The sequence below is a fragment of the Cognaticolwellia aestuarii genome, assembly GCF_002000025.1.
GTDB lineage: Bacteria > Pseudomonadota > Gammaproteobacteria > Enterobacterales > Alteromonadaceae > Cognaticolwellia > Cognaticolwellia aestuarii.
Genome location: NZ_MUZV01000012.1, coordinates 20,991 through 40,066 on the forward strand (window position 1 = coordinate 20,991; position 19,076 = coordinate 40,066).

The 19,076-nt window shown below is 40.2% G+C and carries 15 protein-coding genes; 5 read left to right on the top strand and 10 right to left on the bottom strand.

Going from position 1 to position 19,076, the window contains the following annotated elements:
* Positions 1-20 precede the first annotated feature (20 nt).
* A complete protein-coding gene (locus tag B0169_RS16250) occupies positions 21-944 on the bottom strand; it encodes a manganese-dependent inorganic pyrophosphatase (protein WP_077287745.1) in 924 nt (307 codons plus the stop codon).
* Positions 945-1,264: 320 nt separating this feature from the next.
* Here B0169_RS16250 and B0169_RS16255 point away from each other — a divergent pair, with 320 nt between their 5' ends.
* On the top strand, positions 1,265-3,307 hold the full coding sequence (locus B0169_RS16255) for an alpha/beta hydrolase family protein (RefSeq protein ID WP_412842148.1): 2,043 nt from the start codon (positions 1,265-1,267) through the stop codon (positions 3,305-3,307).
* A 104-nt stretch (positions 3,308-3,411) separates the two neighbouring features.
* On the opposite strand, the gene B0169_RS16260 is transcribed toward B0169_RS16255, so the two are convergent.
* From B0169_RS16260 to B0169_RS16280, 5 genes are all read right to left on the bottom strand, one after another.
* Positions 3,412-4,413, bottom strand: coding sequence for a cytochrome d ubiquinol oxidase subunit II (locus tag B0169_RS16260; RefSeq protein WP_077287749.1), 1,002 nt, complete (start codon positions 4,411-4,413; stop codon positions 3,412-3,414).
* A complete protein-coding gene (locus tag B0169_RS16265; protein WP_077287845.1) occupies positions 4,410-5,780 on the bottom strand; it encodes a cytochrome ubiquinol oxidase subunit I in 1,371 nt (456 codons plus the stop codon). Before B0169_RS16265 ends, B0169_RS16260 begins: the two co-directional genes overlap by 4 nt.
* A 139-nt stretch (positions 5,781-5,919) precedes the next feature.
* Positions 5,920-6,462, bottom strand: coding sequence for a GbsR/MarR family transcriptional regulator (locus B0169_RS16270; protein ID WP_077287751.1), 543 nt, complete (start codon positions 6,460-6,462; stop codon positions 5,920-5,922).
* A gap of 382 nt (positions 6,463-6,844) precedes the next feature.
* Positions 6,845-8,383: a methyl-accepting chemotaxis protein gene (locus B0169_RS16275; RefSeq protein WP_077287753.1), complete on the bottom strand. Its 1,539-nt coding sequence runs from the start codon at positions 8,381-8,383 to the stop codon at positions 6,845-6,847.
* 208 nt (positions 8,384-8,591) lie between these two features.
* Entirely contained in the window at positions 8,592-9,560 is a 969-nt protein-coding gene (locus B0169_RS16280; RefSeq protein WP_077287755.1) for a class 1 fructose-bisphosphatase, read from the bottom strand.
* Between the two features lie 229 nt (positions 9,561-9,789).
* Between B0169_RS16280 and B0169_RS16285 the strand changes: the two genes are divergently transcribed.
* Positions 9,790-12,225 (top strand): zinc-dependent metalloprotease, encoded by a 2,436-nt coding sequence (locus B0169_RS16285; RefSeq protein ID WP_077287757.1) that lies wholly within the window; start codon positions 9,790-9,792, stop codon positions 12,223-12,225.
* Between the two features lie 227 nt (positions 12,226-12,452).
* Here B0169_RS16285 and B0169_RS16290 read toward each other — a convergent pair whose 3' ends face one another.
* Positions 12,453-13,382, bottom strand: a complete 930-nt coding sequence (locus B0169_RS16290) for a DMT family transporter (RefSeq protein ID WP_077287847.1) — start codon at positions 13,380-13,382, stop codon at positions 12,453-12,455.
* Between the two features lie 187 nt (positions 13,383-13,569).
* Between B0169_RS16290 and B0169_RS16295 the strand changes: the two genes are divergently transcribed.
* Genes B0169_RS16295 through elbB form a run of 3 tightly spaced genes read left to right on the top strand, consistent with a single transcriptional unit; the run spans position 13,570 to position 16,894 of the window.
* A complete protein-coding gene (locus B0169_RS16295; protein WP_077287759.1) occupies positions 13,570-15,045 on the top strand; it encodes an aminotransferase-like domain-containing protein in 1,476 nt (491 codons plus the stop codon).
* A complete protein-coding gene (locus B0169_RS16300; RefSeq protein ID WP_235838607.1) occupies positions 15,045-16,241 on the top strand; it encodes a multidrug effflux MFS transporter in 1,197 nt (398 codons plus the stop codon). The genes B0169_RS16295 and B0169_RS16300 overlap by 1 nt, the downstream gene beginning before the upstream one ends.
* Entirely contained in the window at positions 16,238-16,894 is a 657-nt protein-coding gene (gene elbB, locus B0169_RS16305; protein ID WP_077287761.1) for an isoprenoid biosynthesis glyoxalase ElbB, read from the top strand. The genes B0169_RS16300 and elbB overlap by 4 nt, the downstream gene beginning before the upstream one ends.
* On the opposite strand, the gene B0169_RS16310 is transcribed toward elbB, so the two are convergent.
* The 3 genes from B0169_RS16310 to accB form a co-directional block, all read right to left on the bottom strand.
* Complete coding sequence (locus B0169_RS16310; RefSeq protein WP_077287763.1) at positions 16,891-17,064, bottom strand: oxidoreductase-like domain-containing protein; 174 nt, start codon at positions 17,062-17,064, stop codon at positions 16,891-16,893. The genes elbB and B0169_RS16310 overlap by 4 nt on opposite strands.
* A 125-nt stretch (positions 17,065-17,189) precedes the next feature.
* Complete coding sequence (accC, locus tag B0169_RS16315; protein WP_077287765.1) at positions 17,190-18,536, bottom strand: acetyl-CoA carboxylase biotin carboxylase subunit; 1,347 nt, start codon at positions 18,534-18,536, stop codon at positions 17,190-17,192.
* Between the two features lie 23 nt (positions 18,537-18,559).
* A complete protein-coding gene (gene accB / locus B0169_RS16320; RefSeq protein WP_077287767.1) occupies positions 18,560-19,006 on the bottom strand; it encodes an acetyl-CoA carboxylase biotin carboxyl carrier protein in 447 nt (148 codons plus the stop codon).
* Positions 19,007-19,076 lie beyond the last annotated feature (70 nt).

Consider the following 19,076-nt stretch of genomic DNA (forward strand, 5'->3'; position numbering starts at 1 on the left):
AACTACTCAGCCAAAAGTATTTACGCGAACGTATCTTGTAATGGTGGTACCACTTGCTTTTTACGACTCATTACACCCGGTAACCATGCTTTGCCGTCAACTAGCGTTATACCGTAAGCTTTTTCAACAATACTGATATCGTCGCTTACCACTAATAGTTCAGAGCCTTCTTGCATAATGTCAGTTAGCAATAACATGACCGTGTGACGATTACCTTCTTCTTTAACCGCTTGTAAATCAGCGTGTAAATCTGCTTTCATCTCGTCAAACAAGGCAAGGTCAATAACTTCTAGTTGACCAATGCCAACAATGTTATCGCTCATATTGAAATCTTTAAAATCACGCAATACTAAGTCACGAACCGGTGTACCTTGAACTGATGATTTAACTGTGAACATCTCCATACCCAAGGCTTTATAATCTTCAATGCCAGCAATTTGTGCTAATGCTTCAACACATTTTATATCGGCAGTGGTGCAGGTTGGCGACTTGAAAATAACCGTATCCGACAAAATTGCACACATCATAGCGCCGGCGATATTTTTTGGAATTTCAACACCGTGAAAGTCATACATCATTTTAATAATCGTATTAGTGCAGCCAACTGGGCGTACCCAAATTTCTAATGGCGTTGACGTGGTAATATCACCTAATTTGTGGTGATCGATAATACCCAATACCGTGCTGTCATCAATATCATCAGGGCCTTGAATACGGTCTGAGTGATCAACAACATAAATACCATCGGTATCAGCAAAGTTCAATTTAAGCTCTGGCTGTTCAAAGCCGAACTTGTCTAAAATGAATAAAGTTTCAGGTGAAAGCTCGCCCAAACGAGCCGGTTTTACATCTTCACCAATTGTTGTTTTTAAGTATGAAAGTGCAATTGCTGAACAAATTGAATCTGAATCAGGAACCTTGTGTCCTACTGCATAAGCCGACATAAATCGTTATCTCCAAGCGCCATTGACCGAATAACGACTCAGCCGTTAAAGGTATTATCAAAATATGGCGCGTATTCTAACAAAAACATAGGCAGTTCGCCTAGTACACCTTGGCGCTATTTTTATACAACTTTTGTCTGAATAGACCAACAAAAGCGTGAGCTGCTAACCGTTACTAGCCTAACGCTTTAAGCTTGGTTGGTATTGCGTTAGTATTGCGGGGCAATTTTTATATTTTTGTACAAAATAATAGCTGTTACTGATAAGCAGCTTTTTCAATTGAGGAACTTATGTCGAAATTTAAATCATTAGTGGCATTAATGTCATTGGCGAGTGCGGGGACAATGGCAAGCGATGTCATTAGCATCGAAGATATCCCAAAAATAAAATCAGTGAGAAGTAGTGTTATTAGCCCAAGTGGCGATCAAGTAGCGTTTACTCGCAGTTTACCTCGAGAGCTGTACGTTGATAAAAATGGCGGCAGCTATAGCGGGCTTTTTATTGCCGACACTAAAGGCAATACAAGACCTTTTATTACCGGAAAAGTCAATGTTGGCGCTTTAGAGTGGTCAGCAGATGGCAAGTTTGTTTACTTTTTAGCGAAATTTAAAGGTGAAAAGTATACTCAACTTTATCGTATCCCTGTTGACGGTGGTGAGCGTGAAAAAGTATTGGCATTAAAAGACACTTCAATTAGTCGTTACGATATCAGTCCTGATGGTAAACAAGTTGCGCTGTTAGCAATGCCAGCAAAAGACAAGTCAGAGAAAAAACTAAAAGAACTTGGCTTTCAAGCTGAAGTTTATGAAATGGGACTGAAAAACAAACAGTTATTCATTACAGATTTAGCTGTGCAAGCAAAAGCGCTTAGTCTAACTGCCGTTGATATTAATGGTTATGTTAGTGACATGAATTGGGCTGCTGATAACGCGCAATTACTTGTTAAAACGCAACCAACAGCATTGATTGATGACTCGTACACCAAAGCACAATGGCATGTGATGAATCTTGCAGATCAAAAAATTACCATGTCGATTGCCACTGAAGGTAAGTTAGGCACAGCGGAATTTTCTGCTAATGGTAAGCATATCGCAGTTATTGGCGCAGAAGATAAACATGATCCAGCCACCGGCCGTTTATATTTAGCTGATGTTAACACCGGCGAAATACAAGATTGGTTACCAAAATTTGCTGGCCATGTTACAGATATTGAGTGGTCGCATAAAAGCAATAAGCTTAACTTTATTGCCAATGTAGGCACAGAAAGTATTGTTGCTAACATTAAACCTGGTAGCAATAAGTATAAAACCCAACTTAAAGCCGGAAAAATTATTGCCTCGGGCTTATCGCTGTCAAACTCAGACAAAACAATTGGTGTGAAAGGCCATAGTGCGCAACATCCTAATGAGAGTTTTATGCTGCGCGGCAAAAAATTGAGTAAATTAACCGATTCTAACCCTTGGTTAAATGAAAAACGCCTCGCTAAGCAAGAATCTATTACCATGAAAGCACGTGATGGCGTGGAAGTGGGCGGGATTCTAGTTTATCCATTAGATTATAAAGAAGGCCAACGTTACCCATTAATTATGCAAGTACATGGCGGACCAGAAAGCCATGAAAAAAATGGTTGGGTAACGGCTTACTCTAAACCTGGTCAAATGGGAGCGGCACGTGGTTATGCGGTATTTTATCCTAACTACCGTGGCTCAACTGGTAAAGGGGTAGCGTACTCTAAATTAGGCCAAAATGACTATGCTGGCGCAGAGTTTGATGACTTAGTTGATATGAAAAACTACCTAGTTGAAACGGGTTTAGTCGATGCTAAGCGCGTAGGTATTACTGGTGGCTCATACGGTGGTTATGCTTCGGCATGGGCGGCAACTAAGCTGACTGAACATTTTGCTGCTAGTGTAATGTTTGTTGGTATTTCAAATCAGTTATCTAAGTTTGGTACTACCGATATTTCTAATGAAATGCATTTAGTACATGCGCGCTCTTACCCTTGGGATAAATGGCAATATTATTTAGAACGTAGTCCTATTTACTGGGCACATCAGTCAAAAACACCATTATTAATTATGCACGGTAAAGACGATCCGCGTGTACACCCAGCACAATCAATGGAAATGTACCGTTACATGAAAGTACAAGGTAAAGATGTACGTTTAGTTTATTACCCAGGTGAAGGCCACGGCAACCGCAAAGCGGCGGCACAGTACGATTACAGCTTACGTTTAATGCGCTGGATGGATAACTACTTAATGGAAGGCAAGAAAGATATGCCTGACTACAAGTTAGATCACAAAGCCAAGTTAGAAGCAATAAAAGCACAAGCTAAAAAAGACAGCCAAGATAAGGCGTAAAGTGTTTTACTTGTAAATGTGCTAATAGAATGAAAAAGCCCGATATTACTGGTTAATATCGGGCTTTTATATATTGGAGTGCATGAGTTATGTAGCAAAACTCTTTAGTAGTTTAGCTTACTGGTTTTACCCCAAAAGACCTTATAAGAAAATATCGTATAACCAATAATCATCGGTAAAACCACAGCGGCGCCAACAAAGATAAACCATAAAGACTCGCGAGCACTTGCGGCCTCAAATATCGTCATTTTAAACGGTACTATATAAGGATAAAAACTATAGGCTAAGCCACAGAAGCACATGATAAATAGTATGATTGCTGCTAAAAATGGAAACCAACAGCCAAGATCATTTTCCATGGGGACCTTATCTAAATATAAGTGAACTGTGATAAATGTAAAAGCCAGCAGTAAGGTTATTGGAATTAAAATTAACACTTGCATACCACCTAACCATTTATCCATGATCTGCTGGTCAATGAGCAGGTTCGTTAAACATACTGCGATAATGCCTACTGCCATTAATACATTGGTGATTTTTGCCCAATTGGCCGCTCTGCGTTGCAACTCGCCTTCTGTTTTCATGACTAACCAAGCGGCACCTATAAAGCAATAACCAGCCGTAACACAAATAGCTGACAAGGCAGAAAAACCAATACTTAACCATGAGTCTTCAAATGAAGTGATATAGCGCCCCAACATGTAACCTTGGGTTAATGTCGCCAACAAAGAGCCGAATTTAAAAGCGTAATCCCATTTATGCTTATCAGTACTGGGTGCTTTAGTGCGAAAGTCGAATGATACGCCACGTAAAATTAACCCTGCTAGCATCAATGCTGTTGGCAAGTATAATGCTTGAAATATAATCGAGTGGGCTTTTGGAAAAGCAATTAACAATAGGCCAATGGCCATGACTAGCCAAGTTTCATTAGCATCCCAAAATGGCCCAATAGAATAAATCATAGTATCGCGCTGTTGTGGCTTATCTAGTGGCAGTAATACTCCAACACCTAAATCATAGCCATCAAGTATCGCGTAAATTAAAAATGACAGCCCCATCAAGCCGATAAAAACGCTTGGTAGCCAATCTACTGATGTAACATTCATGATGTTACTCCTTCATTGGTTGTTACTGGTTTACTTGCATCAGACACAAGAACCTTACCTGTTAATGAAGCATTACTTTCTTCGAGTATTACCGCTCGATTAGCCATAACAAATAAAGTACGGATATAGGCAATTAGCAAAAAGCCATAAATAACTAGATATAACGTCAGTGATAGCGCAATATCAGCAGGTGGTGTAGTGGTTACGGCATCTTTAGTTCGCAGAATACCGGTAACTAAGTAAGGTTGACGACCAATTTCAGTAACATACCAGCCCGCTAAGGTAGCTAACCAACCTGAGAAGGTCATGGCAATGCCAGCTTTTAATAGCCACGGCGGATATTGTTTCTTAAGCACAAATTGATAAGTAGCAAGCCAAGAAAATAGTAGCATTAACACGCCCATACCGATCATAATTCTAAAACTGAAAAATACTGGCGCAACGGGCGGGTGCTTATCAATAAACTCATTCAAGCCTTTTATTTCACCTTTTGGGTCATGAGTTAAAATAATACTGGCCATATTAGGGACTTTTATTTCGAAGCTATTTTCGCGTTTTTCTTGATCAGGTAAAGCAAATAATAAAAGCGGAACTTCGGTAGCCGTTTCCCAAACCCCTTCCATTGCTGCGACTTTTGCTGGTTGATGTTTAAAGGTATTTAAACCGTGTAAGTCACCAACGAAAATTTGTAATGGAATTAATATCGCAGCTAAGGTCACTGAAAAATTGAGTGCTTGCTTAACCGATTTCTTGTTGTCGCCTTTGATGAGTCGATAAGCTGATATACCACAAATCAAAAATGCTGAAGTTAGCCCCGATGCTAATAACATGTGCATTAAACGGTAAGGCATAGATGGATTGAAAATAACCTCCATCCAACTAGTAACATGGGCAACACCATCGATCATCTCGAAGCCTGCGGGTGTCTGCATCCATGAGTCGAGCGATAAAATCCAGAAAGCTGATAGCGTCGTACCAAAAGATACCAGCACAGTCGCGATGGTATGAACACGGTTAGATACCCGATCCATGCCAAATAGCATAATAGAGAGGAATGATGCCTCTAAAAAGAAGGCGGTCATCACTTCATAACCGAGCAATGGTCCAGCAATATTACCGACGGTTTCCATATAGCCAGGCCAGTTCGTACCAAACTGGAATGACATGGTTATGCCGCTAACAACGCCAATGGCGAAGGTTAAAGCGAATATTCGAACCCAAAAACGATAAACGCGTAGCCAACTTTCATCTTGGGTTTGGTTATAGCGCACTTTAAAAAACAGCAATATCCAGCATAAGGCGATATTAATGGTGGGAAATAAAATATGAAAACTAATATTGGCAGCAAATTGTATGCGTGAAAGCATGAAACTTGTGTCATTGGCAATAACTGCAGCATCTAACACGTGATGTACTCCACTTTAGTAAGGTAAATAATGTAAGCTGGTAGCGCAAGCTATTCAGTAAAACGGGGCCTATTACCCCAGTAGGAAGCGACGGTTATCGCTACCTTAATAATAATTTGTCTTTGACGTCTAAAATCTTACTGATGCCTTCACCCAGTTTGAGTAGCGCAGACAACTTCTCTGATGACATGCCTTGCATTTCGTTAGACCATAACGTGACCATCTCCATCAGATCATGCATTTGCTTAACGCGCATTTGCGCATATTCATCAGACTCGTTACTCGGTTGTTCCATCAAGGCGTCACGTAAGGTAGATAACGTAGGATCAAGCTCACGCTTTCTGCGCTCAACCACTAATGTACGTGCTATTTCCCAAATATCGCTCGGCGCAGAAAAATACTCTTTTCTGTCACCTGGAATATGGTGTAATTTGATCAGATTCCATGACTTCAGTTCTTTTAACCCCATACTGACATTGGAGCGAGAAATCTGTAATGCTTCGCTGATTTGATCGGCATTAAGTGGGGCTTCAGTTAGTACGATAACGGCATACATTTGTCCAAGTGTTCGGTTTAACCCCCAGCGTGAGCCCATTTCACCAAAGTGAAGGACTAGCGATTGTGTCATAGGTGTTATCTTCATATTGATAGCCTTTTGTTGTTTCTGAATTTTCAGTAATTTGTGAAAATTGTAATCCTTTTTTGATCTAAGTCAAGTCTTTGTGACTTTTGTCACTTTAAATAAAGGTTAAGTTAATCAGTGAAAGAGGGGATTGTGTCGTTACTTCTTGCTTAGCTTTTAGCTCTATTTTGACTTTGCTTGCGACTTTATTGAAAAACGTGGAGGAGAGGGTAATTACTCGGAGACTTTTGAATATTGATAAATTTTTTGCAGTTAAACTTTACTGACTTTGTTGTAAGTTAGTTGTTTGCTACATTATGGCGTGTTGTGAATGAACATGACTTCGTTAGTCGTCATTTTCTCTATCGGTAAATTTTCAAACGCTATAGCATGAATTTAAGCACTAGCTAAAGTTTGTACTAAGTTCTTCTATCGCTTCAGCATTTGTACTCACCTCATTACTTTTATCTGATACTTGTGCCGCGAGTGAGGTATTACGTTGCGATATGTTGTCAATATTGTGAATACCTTGAGTAATCTGTTCGGCAACAACGCTTTGCTGTTCTGATGCCGTGGCAATTTGCGCGGTCATGTCATTAACATTTTGAATGTTTTCAATAATATTTTTCATTGCTTGTTTAATGGTTTTTGATTCGGCAGAGCACGCTTCAGCATTGCTTTTATTATGTAACATAACTTGATTCCACGATTTTAAAGTACCTTGTAACTCATTGACCGACAATTGAATTTGCTCGGTAGCATTTTGTGTTCTGCTGGCTAAAGCTCTTACTTCATCAGCAACAACAGCAAAGCCTCGTCCTTGCTCACCCGCTCTTGCAGCTTCAATTGCTGCGTTCAATGCAAGTAAATTGGTTTGATCAGCAATACCTTGAATTTCACTCATAACGGTTGATATTTTATCAACGTCAGCAACTAACTCCGTGGCATTTTTTGCGGCATTGTCGACATCACAAGCAAGCTGATTGATTTTATTTTCACTACTTTCGATGGTGGCTATGTTTTGTACGCATTCACGGTGCACTTGTTCAACTCTATCGTGGGCTGTGGTGGTGCTTTGGCTAACCTCGCTAATGGTTGCGCTCATTTGTGTGATCGCCGTAGCAAACTGTCCTATATGATCGTTTTCTTCTTGGATACTGATGAACATGTCGTTTGAGGTTTGAGCGAGTTCATCAGCTAGCTTTGCTAATCTTTTACCGGAATCATTGCTACGCCCTAAAACAGTTTTTATTCTGGCTTTATAAAGTTCAATGGGGTAATTAATGATACTAATAATACCTTTACCTAAATATATATGACGAGATGGGCTATCAAACGCTAATTTAGTTTTTGTAAGCTGGTGGGGGATTTTTATAAGCTCTTCTGAAAAAATCAGTATTAGAATAAATAAGCAAGTGAGGAAAACTACTGCTGACATTATTGTGCCAGACAACAGCCAATTGAATGAGGCCGCCGCCGCAACAACGATTAGCGCCATGATACGCTTTAGGAGAATATTCGCATGTAAGTCGATAATGGGTTTGTTTTGATTCAACTTGTTATATAACGCTTGTGCCTGAGATTTTTGCTTCGCGCTTGGGTATGCTCTAACAGATTGATAGCCAGTGATTTTACCATTAGTAAGTAAGGGAGTTACATAAGCATCAACCCAGTAGTAATCACCATTTTTACAGCGATTTTTAACCATGCCTCGCCATGAGTCACCACGCTTTAGTTTTCCCCAGAGATCTTTGAAGGCTGCCTTAGGCATATCAGGATGACGGACAATGTTGTGATGTTGGCTGATAAGTTCATCTAAACTATAACCTGCTATTTTACAGAACTCAGCATTGGCATAGGTAATAGTACCGTTCAAGTCTGTGGTAGAAACAAGTTGTTCTTTTTCGGTGAATGTTCGTTCAACTGTTGTGATATGGCTCATAATCTCATCGTCCTTGATAAATTACGTTACTAGTCGTTATAAGTTTTTGTGTATTAAAATCCACACGTGATAATTTAAGTCTGCAGGATAAAAGCGATTATTTCAACCTTTAGGTTTTTTTGTGTGTTTGAGTTAATTTTAGAGGTGTGGTTAAGATTAAAAAAGCACTCGAAAAGTTTCAAGTGCTTTTTTGTTCGAGATGAGTATATTACTTGTAGTAGCTTAAGCAAGCCTCTACTTCATTTTTTGAACCCATGATCACCTCAACACGTTGATGAATATCTGTTGGTTCAATATCCATAATACGCCCTTCGCTAGTCATGGCTAATCCGCCAGCTTGTTCAAGTAAAAAACTCATTGGGTTAGCTTCATACATTAAACGTAATTTATAAGGCTTGTCTGGATTTCTATTATCGCTTGGGTAAGTGAATAAGCCACCACGACACAATACCCGATGAATATCACCGACCATAGCGGCAATCCAGCGCATATTGAAGTTTTTACCACGTGGGCCAGTATCACCAGCAAGTAAATCATTGATGTAATTTTGCATTGGTTTTTGCCAAAAACGCTGGTTTGACATATTAACGGCAAACTCTTGAGTATCTTGTGGTACTTGCACGTTGCGCTCAACTAATAAGTAACCACCGTGTGTACGGTCTAACACATAAAAGTGTGTACCACTGCCAGTTGTCATCACTAGCATAGTTGACGGGCCATATAGTACATAGCCAGCACAAACTTGTTTGTTACCTGCTTGCTTAAACATCTCTGGATCGCTTGCGTCCATATCTGTTGGCGCTTGATGGATCGAAAAAATAGTGCCAATTAGCGAGTTAATGTCAATATTTGAACTGCCATCTAAAGGGTCGAATGAAACAATAAACTTGCCATTTTCGTCACCAGCAACCGACGTATCTTCTTCTTCTGATGATATTGCCTTAACAAAACCAGACTCTAATAAAATATCTTTAAATAACTCGTTGGCGACAACATCAAGTTTTTTTTGTACTTCACCTTGAATATTTTCATCTAAGGTTGATCCCATAGTGTCACCTAAATGACCCTGGCTGACACGAAATGATATTTCTTTGGTGGCAGCTAAAATGGTTTTTATTAATGAAATCAAATCTAATGGGACATTATCTTCACGTAAAGCGGGAGCTAGTCGTTGCATCGGGTTACCTAATTACTTTAGTGTGTTACTCTTAATTTTAAGAGGAGATTGTATATTGTATTTAATTTTTGGTGTAATGATGTACTATCAAGACATTAAAAATTTGCTTTAATTAAGCGATAAAGTAATTTGAAAAAATTTCAAGCTTACTTTTAAATCGATTATAACAAGAATATGAGTATTTTCAGCACTTCTCATTATTTAATTTTACAGACGGCAAGGATATAGAATGAATTTTTTCATTAGGGTAATAGCTTTATTTTTTTGTTGCGTACTATCAGCACAAGCGCTGGCGAAAACAGAACCAACATACGCTGAATTTATTAAAGATAAGCAACACCATCAAGGTTACTTTTCTTTTTATCTTGATGATAAAACAGGTAAAGTTTTTTTAGAACTAACGAGTTTTGAGCAAAACTTTTTATTTCAAAGTGCTTTGCCGCAAGGGGTCGGCTCTAATGACATTGGTTTAGACCGAGGCCAACTTGGTGATACGCGTTTAGTGCGCTTTGAAAAAGTGGGTAATAAAGTGTTTTTGCGCCAACTTAATACCTACTACCGTGCTAATACTAGTAATATGCTTGAGAAACAAGCTGTTGATGAGGCTTTTGCTAGCTCAATAATTTGGGGCTTTAAGGTCAGTAAGCGCTCAAAAGACAACAGTAAAATTCTAATAGACTACACGCCATTCTTGTTGTCAGATATCCATAACTTGTCAGCACAATTGAAGCGAACTAAGCAGGGGGATTATAAAATTGATGCCTCACGTAGTGGTGTTTATAAAAAACGTAGTAAAGCCTTTCCAAACAATACTGAACTAGAAGCAACGGTGACTTATAGAGGCAGCAAAGCTGGTACACATTTGCGCTCTGTTACACCTGATGCCTCTGCTGTTACGGTAAATTTGCATCATTCATTAATTAAGTTACCTGATGATGGTTATCAAACGCGTCAATTTCATCCATATAGCGGCTTTTGGCAGCACGCTTATGCCGATTATGCGAGTGCCATTGATGAGCCATTAATAAAACGCAATATTCCTCGTCACCGTTTACAAAAGAAAAACCCTGAAGCGAAAATAAGTGAAGCGGTTGAACCTATTGTTTATTATCTTGATGCTGGCGTGCCTGAGCCTGTTAAAAGTGCATTACTCGATGGTGCTCGTTGGTGGGACCAAGCATTTTCGGCTATTGGTTATAAAAATGCTTTTCAAGTTAAGATGCTGCCAAGTGATGCCGATCCGATGGATGTGCGCTATAACGTTATTCAATGGGTACACCGTGCAACTCGTGGTTGGTCTTATGGTGCGTCGGTTATTGACCCACGCACAGGTGAAATTATTAAAGGTCATGTCACGCTAGGCTCTTTACGCGTGCGCCAAGACTACTTAATTGCGCTTGGCTTAACTTCGCCTTTTAAAACGACAGAAACGGATACCCGTACGATGAAAGCAATGGCATTAGCTCGTATTCGTCAACTGTCAGCACATGAGGTAGGGCATACCTTAGGTATTGCGCATAACTTTGCTGCCAGTGTTAACGATCGCGCATCGGTGATGGATTATCCACATCCGTTAATCACCATTGAAAATGATGAAATTAGCTTAGAAAATGCTTACGCAACCGATATTGGCATTTGGGACAAATATGTTGTTGCCTATGGGTATAGCGATGTCAATAAAGCGCAAGAAGCACAGTATTTATCTGAATTAGTTAACTCAGCTCAGCAACAAGGCTTAGCTTATGTGTCTGATCCTGACGCAAGACCTAAATCTGGCGCGCATGCGACAGGGCACTTATGGGACAACGGCAAAGATGCGGCGGCGGAATTAACCCGGGTATTAAAAGTACGAAAACTGGCTTTAGCTAACTTTGGCTTAAACAGTATTCCTGTTGGCACGCCGATGTCAGAGCTCGAACAAGTACTGGTGCCAATTTATAATTTTCATCGTTTTCAAGTTGAAGCGACTGCCAAACTTATTGCCGGTGTTGATTACGGTTATCAGTTGCGTAGTGAACAATTTAGCAATCAACAAAAGTTGGTATCAGGTACTTCACAAAATGCGGCCTTGAATGCGCTATTGCTAACGTTATCAGTTGAAACACTGACGGTTCCTGCTGAAGTTACAGCGCTAATTCCACCGAAAGCTTATGGTTACAGTCGAAACAGAGAAAGCTTTACCAGTAACACGGGATTAACTTTTGACCCCATCAGTGCTGCAGAGGCAAGTGCTAAGCATACCTTGTCATTACTACTTAATGCTGAACGTTTAGCAAGATTACAACAGCAAAGTATGCTTGATAGCGATATACCCTCAGTAGGGGAGCTGTTAACTAAACTTGTTGGCACTACTTTTCAGTCAGTCCCTAAAAAATCTACAGCCTTGCTAATACAACAACGTGTGAATCAACAACTTGTCGAGCATTTGTTAGGGTTATGGCACAGTGAGCACCTGGTTACTGAAGTTAAGGCGGAAGTTTATCTTACCTTAATGGATTTATCTCAGTGGTTAATGAATAAGCGCAGTACTAAAAAATACAAAGGCTCACGAGCGCAGTTTGCTTTATTAGCCAAGCAAATTAATTACAGTTTGAGCCATGACAAGACGGCAACGCCAGTGTCTAAAATAACCTTACCGCCAGGCTCACCTATTGGCAGCTATTAAGCACAAAGAGCCTGATAAGCAAGTGTTTTTTCGAAAAGTAACAACATTGACACTTGCCGTCACTGGGTTAAAGAAGTAAGAAAAAACGGCGCTGAAAAGGAAGGTATCCAGCGCCGTTGTGCAATCGGCACTTAGTGTTAAGTGAACTGCGCACAAAAAACTGACGATATGGCATTAAATTGATTATAAAGTTTCTACTTTTAAATTATTTTGATTCACATTCGGTTTTAGCGGCTTAGCGGCTTAGCGGTATGCGGTGCTAAAGGTGCCGCTATCGCAACGGGCTTTTTAGTACGCATTAACACCACTAGGTTGCCTGCCAAAATAAATAATAAGCCGATCACGGTATAGCCTGTCCAAGAAAAGCCCTCAACCAGTGTTGAAATAACGACGGCAACAGCTGGAAACATAATGGATGCATATGACGCACGATGTGCACCAATACGGTTGAGTAATGTTAGGTAACTACCAAAGGCAATAACCGAACCAAAAATAGCGAGATAAAGCAGTGAGCTTATATAAGAAAAACTGTAATCGAAGTTAAATGTTCTGCCGCGTATCATGGCAATAATTGCCATAAAAATAGCACCATATGCCATACCCCAAGCGTTAGCAGACATCAGGGGTAAATTGAGCCTTTGATTTTTCATTGATAACATATTACCAGTTGACGCAAATAGAGTGCCCGTTAAGCAAAAACCTAAGCCCAATAAGGTCTCAGCGCCTAACTGCGTATCACTAATTTGTGGCCAAAATAGTGTAATAATACCGAATAGACCTAATATTCCACCTAAATAAACTTGCTGAGTAATTTTAGTGCCATACCAGATACGAGCATTAAAGACATTGAGAAACATAATCATTGAAAAGGCGATACAGGTTAATGCAGAGTTGATGTGCTGTTGCGCAGAATACAGTAGATAATAGTTAACGCTAAATAAAGTGGCGCCAAAAAAGAAAAACTGTAGATGATGGCGTAATGAAAAACGTAAAGGTAAACCTTTAAGTTTGCAATAAGCAAATAGCACAATAGCTGCTAAGCCAAAACGATAAACGATAGAAACCTCTGAAGCGACCTCACCTAATTGGTAATTAATTGCAATCCAAGTTGATCCCCAAATCAACACAGTAATGATATATAAAAATGTATTATTCATAACGATCTCTTGAATAAGTACCACAAGCTTTTGCTTGTAGAGCAAAAAGATAAACCAAGCGAATAGCTTTTAAATCAGCTAAATACTCAGGAGTATCAAGTAGGCAGTGTTAGTAACGAATAGACATTTTACGGCTTTTTTGTTTTAATAACATACACAAAAAAATGAAAATGCAACCTATACAGTTATGCGACTCGTCGATAAATCAGCGTCAGAATTTTTATATCAACAAGTGATCGATTTTGTTGAGCATCAACAACGTAGTGGCGCCATACGCCCTGGCGATAAGTTGCCCAGTTTACGTAAGCTCAGTCGGCAGTTTGATATCAGTGTGCCCACCGTAAAGCAGGCTTATGTTGAGCTTGAGCGCCAAGGTACTATTTCTGCTCGACCTCAGTCGGGTTATTACTTAAAAGCAACACAGGCGCGTACTTTATTGCCTATGCGAGCAAAATGGTCAGGGGGGCAGCCAACTGAAATTTCTTGTCGTAGTTTAATCGAACAGGTCTATGAAGCTGTTCATATGCCTGACTCTGTCGCACTGGGTATTTCTAATCCGGTAAATGCTCATCCACCAGATAAAACGCTTGCTCGATTAATGCGCTCTGTCCTAAGTCGAGTCTCAGAAAAAGCGGTAAGTTACGGGCCGGTAAATGGCGATGCTAAATTACGTTTAAATCTGGCTTTTCGCTATCAAGAGTGCGGCGCTTTGGTAAATCACGACGATCTTATTATCACTAATGGCGCACAAGAGGCGTTATCTATCGCTTTACAGTGTGTTGCCGAGCGCGGCGACATTATTGCGGTTGAATCTCCTTGCTATTTTGGCATTATTGAGTTAATTGAAAGCTTAGGTATGAAAGCGCTAGAAGTTTATACCTGTACTGAAGAAGGGGTTTGTGTTGCTGAGCTGGCTAAGGTTATTGAGCAACACGCGGTGAAAGCGTGCTTATTTTCATCGGCCATTAGCAATCCATCGGGCTCTATGATGACAGATAAACAACGACAAGCCATGGTGAGGCTATTAGAACAAAACGACATTGTCCTGATTGAAGACGAAGTATATAGCGATTTGTACTTTTCTGAGAGCCGTCCATTACCAGCACAACTATATTCAGAAAAAGGTTTAGTATTAACTTGTTCATCTTTTTCCAAAACTGCCGCGCCAGGTTATCGTGTTGGCTGGTTGTTACCGGGCAAGTTTGAAGAAAAAGCTAAGCGCATCAAAAGAGCGCAGTCGTGCTCTACGTCAATGCTACAGCAATGGACCTTAAGTGATTATTTAATGAGTGGGGAATATGACCGGCACTTACAAGTGTTGAGAAAAACCCTACGTTATAATTGTGAACGTATGCGCGCATTAATTGCTGAATATTTTCCCGAACAAGTTTGTATTTCAAAACCGCAAGGGGGCAGCGTGTTATGGATACGTTGCCGTTCACATGTTGATACCAGCCAGTTTTTTAAACAAGCTGTTGCACAGGGCGTTAACTTTGCTCCAGGCGAAATTTTTTCGCCATCAGGAAAATATAAAAACTATATGCGGATCAGTTATGGTGTGCAATGGAGTGAGCGGATAGATAATGCCATTCAAATTATTGGGAAACTTGTTCATGACTATCCTGAGCCTAGTCCTGAGACTAGTAATATAGGAGTTAAGTAATGATGAATCAGCCAAAAGTTAAAGTCTCCTTGACATTAATGTTGCCATTACTTGCTGCCATAATCGCCGTGTCGCCACTCGCCATTGATATGTACCTTCCAGGCATGCCAGAAATAGCAGGTTACTTTTCAGCCCAAATGCCTTTGGTACAAAATAGTTTAAGTATTTATTTATTTGGCTATGCAATGGGCTTGCTATTTTTTGGCCCCATGGCAGATAAATACTCTCGCAGAGCCATGGTAATGTTGGGGTTGTCGGGCTTTTTATTAACAACCTTGGGGTTAACATTAGTTGAAAATATTGAGCAATTTATTGCTTTACGTTTTTGCCAAGCATTTATTAGCAGTGCCGCGACTGTGGTTGTGCCAGGCATTATTCGACAGCTTTATGGCCAAAACACCGCCAAAGGTTTGTCTTATGTCAGTATGATCATGATGCTGGCACCAATGATAGCGCCAAGTATTGGCAGTTTATTGCTGCTGCATAGCTGGCAGATGATATTTTATGTTTTAGCAACCTATGCTTTTATTGTATTTATCTGCAGTGCTATGTTTTTACCTGACATATCTATGACTAAACCGGCAAAAACTTATCGGGTAATTGAACGTTATAAGCTTGTTTTTAGTAACCGTGCAGCACGGTTTGATTTATTGAGTGTGATGATGGTGTCGTTGGCTTTTTTTGCTTACATAACCGCGATCCCATTTGTCTATTTGACGGTATTTAAGGTTTCTGAATTCGAGTTTAGTTTATTATTTGGTTTAAATGTTTTTGCGTTGATGATTGCACACTTTATTAACACGCGTTTTGTGGCCAGTGTTGGCTCTAGAAAAATGCTCTATTTTGGTCTTTCGTTGGCTATTATTATGTCGACGAGTTTACTGTTAGCCAATGTTTTTACCTTACCTTTACTGTATCACGCCATGGTAATTTTGCCTTTGATGGGGAGCTTATCAATGATTTCAGTGAATGCTGACGCCTTAATTTTACAAGAGTTTGCTGAGCATGCAGGAACCGTGACGGCAGTAAATGGCACTTTACGATTTGGTATTGGTGCCTTAGCGGGTCCTATTTTAGCTGTATTTTATGACGGCAGTGCCTTACCATTTGCACTCTTAATGGTAGTGTCGGTATATATTGTTGTGATCTGCCAATTGATACGTAATAAGCTGAATATAGCTACGGAGGAAGTGTGAAAAATATAGCGATAATTTTATCGGGGTGTGGTGTTTATGATGGTAGTGAAATTCATGAAGCGGTACTAACCTTGTTAGCTATTGAACAGGCTGGCGCAAAGTATCGTTGTTTTGCACCAAATATTAATCAGCATCACGTGATAAATCATGTCAGCGGAGAGGTGATGCAAGATGAGCAACGGAATGTTTTGGTTGAGTCTGCTCGTATTGCCCGTGGTGATGTTGAAGATTTAAGTGAATTTTATATTGATGAATTTGACGCTTTAATCGTACCGGGTGGTTTTGGTGCGGCAAAAAACTTATCTGATTTTGCCATTAACGGTGAAGACATTAGCATAAATGAGCAAGTGTTATCGGTATGCCAAGCATTTGCCAAGGCTAATAAGCCTGCAGGTTATATGTGTATTGCTCCCGTTATGATCCCGCTGGTTTATGGGGAAGGCGCGCAAGGGACGATTGGTCAAGATATTGCCATTGCGGCTTCTTTAACTAATATTGGCCTTGATCATAAAGCATGTGCTGTTGATGATATTGTTGTTGATGAAGCTCGACAATTAGTCTCAACACCGGCTTATATGTTGGCAACGTCATTGGTAGAAGCGGCAAGTGGTATTAACAAGCTGGTTGCAAAAGTGCTCAAGATGACTAATTAATCGTCAGTTGCTTTAGCTGCTTGCTCTGCGGCAGCTTTTAACTCTACTTGCTGTAAGCGCCATTTTTTTCGCTCAGCGTAGTAATGGTCCCAAACACAAGGGTTGCATGCACCACCACCACAGCAGTCATCATCGGCGGGTGGTAAAGGTTTTTCTAGTAATTTAGTCATTGTTTCTAGCCAAAATCATGGATAATAAGTCGTGCTTTATCATCTATGATATCACGACATAAGGTTTACGCTGAATATAAAAAAAGCTCTGCATGCAGAGCTTTTTATTAGTAGCGCTTTTGGGTTTATTCTAATTCAGAAAGCTTCTTCTCAAGGTAATGAATATTTGCACCACCATTAACAAAGCCTTGATCATTTAAAATATCTAAATGTAGCGCTATATTGGTTCTAATTCCGTCAATAACCAACTCACTTAATGCATTACGCATACGTGCAATCGCCACATCGCGGCTATCACCCCAAGTGATCAGCTTACCGATCATGGAATCATAATGCGGAGGTACTGAGTAATCTGCATAAATATGAGAGTCCCAACGTACACCTAAGCCACCCGGAGAATGAAAGCGGGTAATTTTTCCAGGCGATGGAATGAAAGAGCGTGGATCTTCAGCGTTTATACGACATTCAATTGAATGACCTGACACTTTTATATCATCTTGGGTATAAGATAAAGGTTGGCCAGCAGCAATGCGAAGTTGCTCTTTAATCAAGTCAACACCGGTGATCATTTCTGTTACCGGATGTTCTACTTGAATACGGGTATTCATTTCAATGAAATAGAACTCGCCATTTTCATACAAAAACTCAAAAGTACCGGCACCGCGATAATTAATTTTTATACAAGCATTACAGCAGCGCTCACCAATTTTAGCTCGCATTTCAGGTGTAATTCCTGGTGCAGGTGCTTCTTCCACAACTTTTTGATGACGGCGTTGCATTGAACAATCACGTTCACCTAAATGAATCGCACCACCTTGACCATCAGCCATAATTTGAATTTCAACGTGACGTGGGTTTTCTAGGAATTTTTCCATGTAAACCATGTCATTATTAAACGTTGAGCGTGCTTCAGACTTCGTTAGTTGGATAGACTCAATTAAGTCTTCTTCACTACGCACAACACGCATACCACGGCCACCACCGCCACCAGAAGCTTTGATGATAACAGGGTAACCAATGCGCTTACCATGCGCCAAATTGGCTGCATCATCGTCAGTTAATGGCCCATCAGAGCCTGGTACACAAGGTACACCTGCAGCTTTCATCGCTTTAATTGCTGATACTTTATCACCCATCAAGCGAATACTTTCAGCTTTAGGCCCGATAAAGGCAAAACCTGATTTTTCTACTTGTTCAGCAAAGTCAGCGTTCTCAGCAAGGAAGCCATAGCCTGGATGTATTGCTACAGCATCCGTAACCTCTGCAGCGGTAATAATCGCTGGAATATTTAAGTAACTATCCATAGCTGAAGGCTTACCAATACAGATGGTTTCATCAGCTAATAATACATGCTTAAGGTTTTTATCGGCCGTTGAGTGCACAGCCACCGTTTTAATGCCAAGCTCTTTACAAGCGCGCAATATTCTTAAGGCAATTTCGCCGCGATTGGCGATAACAACTTTATCTAACATGAAAATACCCTTATTGGTTGGGCTTATTCAATGATGAATAGCGGTTGATCAAATTCAATAGCATCTTCGTTTTCAGCTAAAATTTGTTTGATTACACCTGATTTATCAGCTTCTATTTGGTTCATCATCTTCATTGCTTCTAGGATACATAATGTATCGCCGGCGTTGACATGTTGACCTACTTCAACAAATGCTGGCGCATCAGGTGAGCCTGCGGCGTAAAATGTACCTACCATAGGAGAGCGAACAACATGGCCTGTGATTACTGGGGCTGCGGTTTCTGTTGCTGGTACTGGCGCAGCTGCTACAGGTGCTGCAGCCGCAGGTGCTGCTTGCATCATAGGTGCTGCTTGCATAATTGTGCCGCCACGACTGATACGTACCGATTCTTCGCCTTCAGAAATTTCTAATTCGTTGATTCCTGACTCTTCAACTAGCTCAATCAATTTTTTAATCTTGCGAATATCCATGTGAATACCTTTTAATAATTATTAATTTTATATTTATGAAAACTTAAGTGAGTTATATCACCTAAGTAAG

What these genes read in the sequence shown, in the direction of transcription:
- B0169_RS16255 (WP_412842148.1), top strand. Translation starts at nt 1,265, where the DNA reads ATGTCATTGGCGAGTGCGGGGACAATGGCAAGCGATGTCATTAGCATC.
- B0169_RS16285 (WP_077287757.1), top strand. Translation starts at nt 9,790, where the DNA reads ATGAATTTTTTCATTAGGGTAATAGCTTTATTTTTTTGTTGCGTACTA.
- B0169_RS16275 (WP_077287753.1), bottom strand. Translation starts at nt 8,383, where the DNA reads ATGAGCCATATCACAACAGTTGAACGAACATTCACCGAAAAAGAACAA.
- B0169_RS16280 (WP_077287755.1), bottom strand. Translation starts at nt 9,560, where the DNA reads ATGCAACGACTAGCTCCCGCTTTACGTGAAGATAATGTCCCATTAGAT.
- B0169_RS16270 (WP_077287751.1), bottom strand. Translation starts at nt 6,462, where the DNA reads ATGAAGATAACACCTATGACACAATCGCTAGTCCTTCACTTTGGTGAA.
- B0169_RS16310 (WP_077287763.1), bottom strand. Translation starts at nt 17,064, where the DNA reads ATGACTAAATTACTAGAAAAACCTTTACCACCCGCCGATGATGACTGC.
- B0169_RS16265 (WP_077287845.1), bottom strand. Translation starts at nt 5,780, where the DNA reads ATGCTTTCACGCATACAATTTGCTGCCAATATTAGTTTTCATATTTTA.
- accB (WP_077287767.1), bottom strand. Translation starts at nt 19,006, where the DNA reads ATGGATATTCGCAAGATTAAAAAATTGATTGAGCTAGTTGAAGAGTCA.
- B0169_RS16300 (WP_235838607.1), top strand. Translation starts at nt 15,045, where the DNA reads ATGATGAATCAGCCAAAAGTTAAAGTCTCCTTGACATTAATGTTGCCA.
- B0169_RS16250 (WP_077287745.1), bottom strand. Translation starts at nt 944, where the DNA reads ATGTCGGCTTATGCAGTAGGACACAAGGTTCCTGATTCAGATTCAATT.
- B0169_RS16295 (WP_077287759.1), top strand. Translation starts at nt 13,570, where the DNA reads ATGCGACTCGTCGATAAATCAGCGTCAGAATTTTTATATCAACAAGTG.
- accC (WP_077287765.1), bottom strand. Translation starts at nt 18,536, where the DNA reads ATGTTAGATAAAGTTGTTATCGCCAATCGCGGCGAAATTGCCTTAAGA.
- B0169_RS16290 (WP_077287847.1), bottom strand. Translation starts at nt 13,382, where the DNA reads ATGAATAATACATTTTTATATATCATTACTGTGTTGATTTGGGGATCA.
- B0169_RS16260 (WP_077287749.1), bottom strand. Translation starts at nt 4,413, where the DNA reads ATGAATGTTACATCAGTAGATTGGCTACCAAGCGTTTTTATCGGCTTG.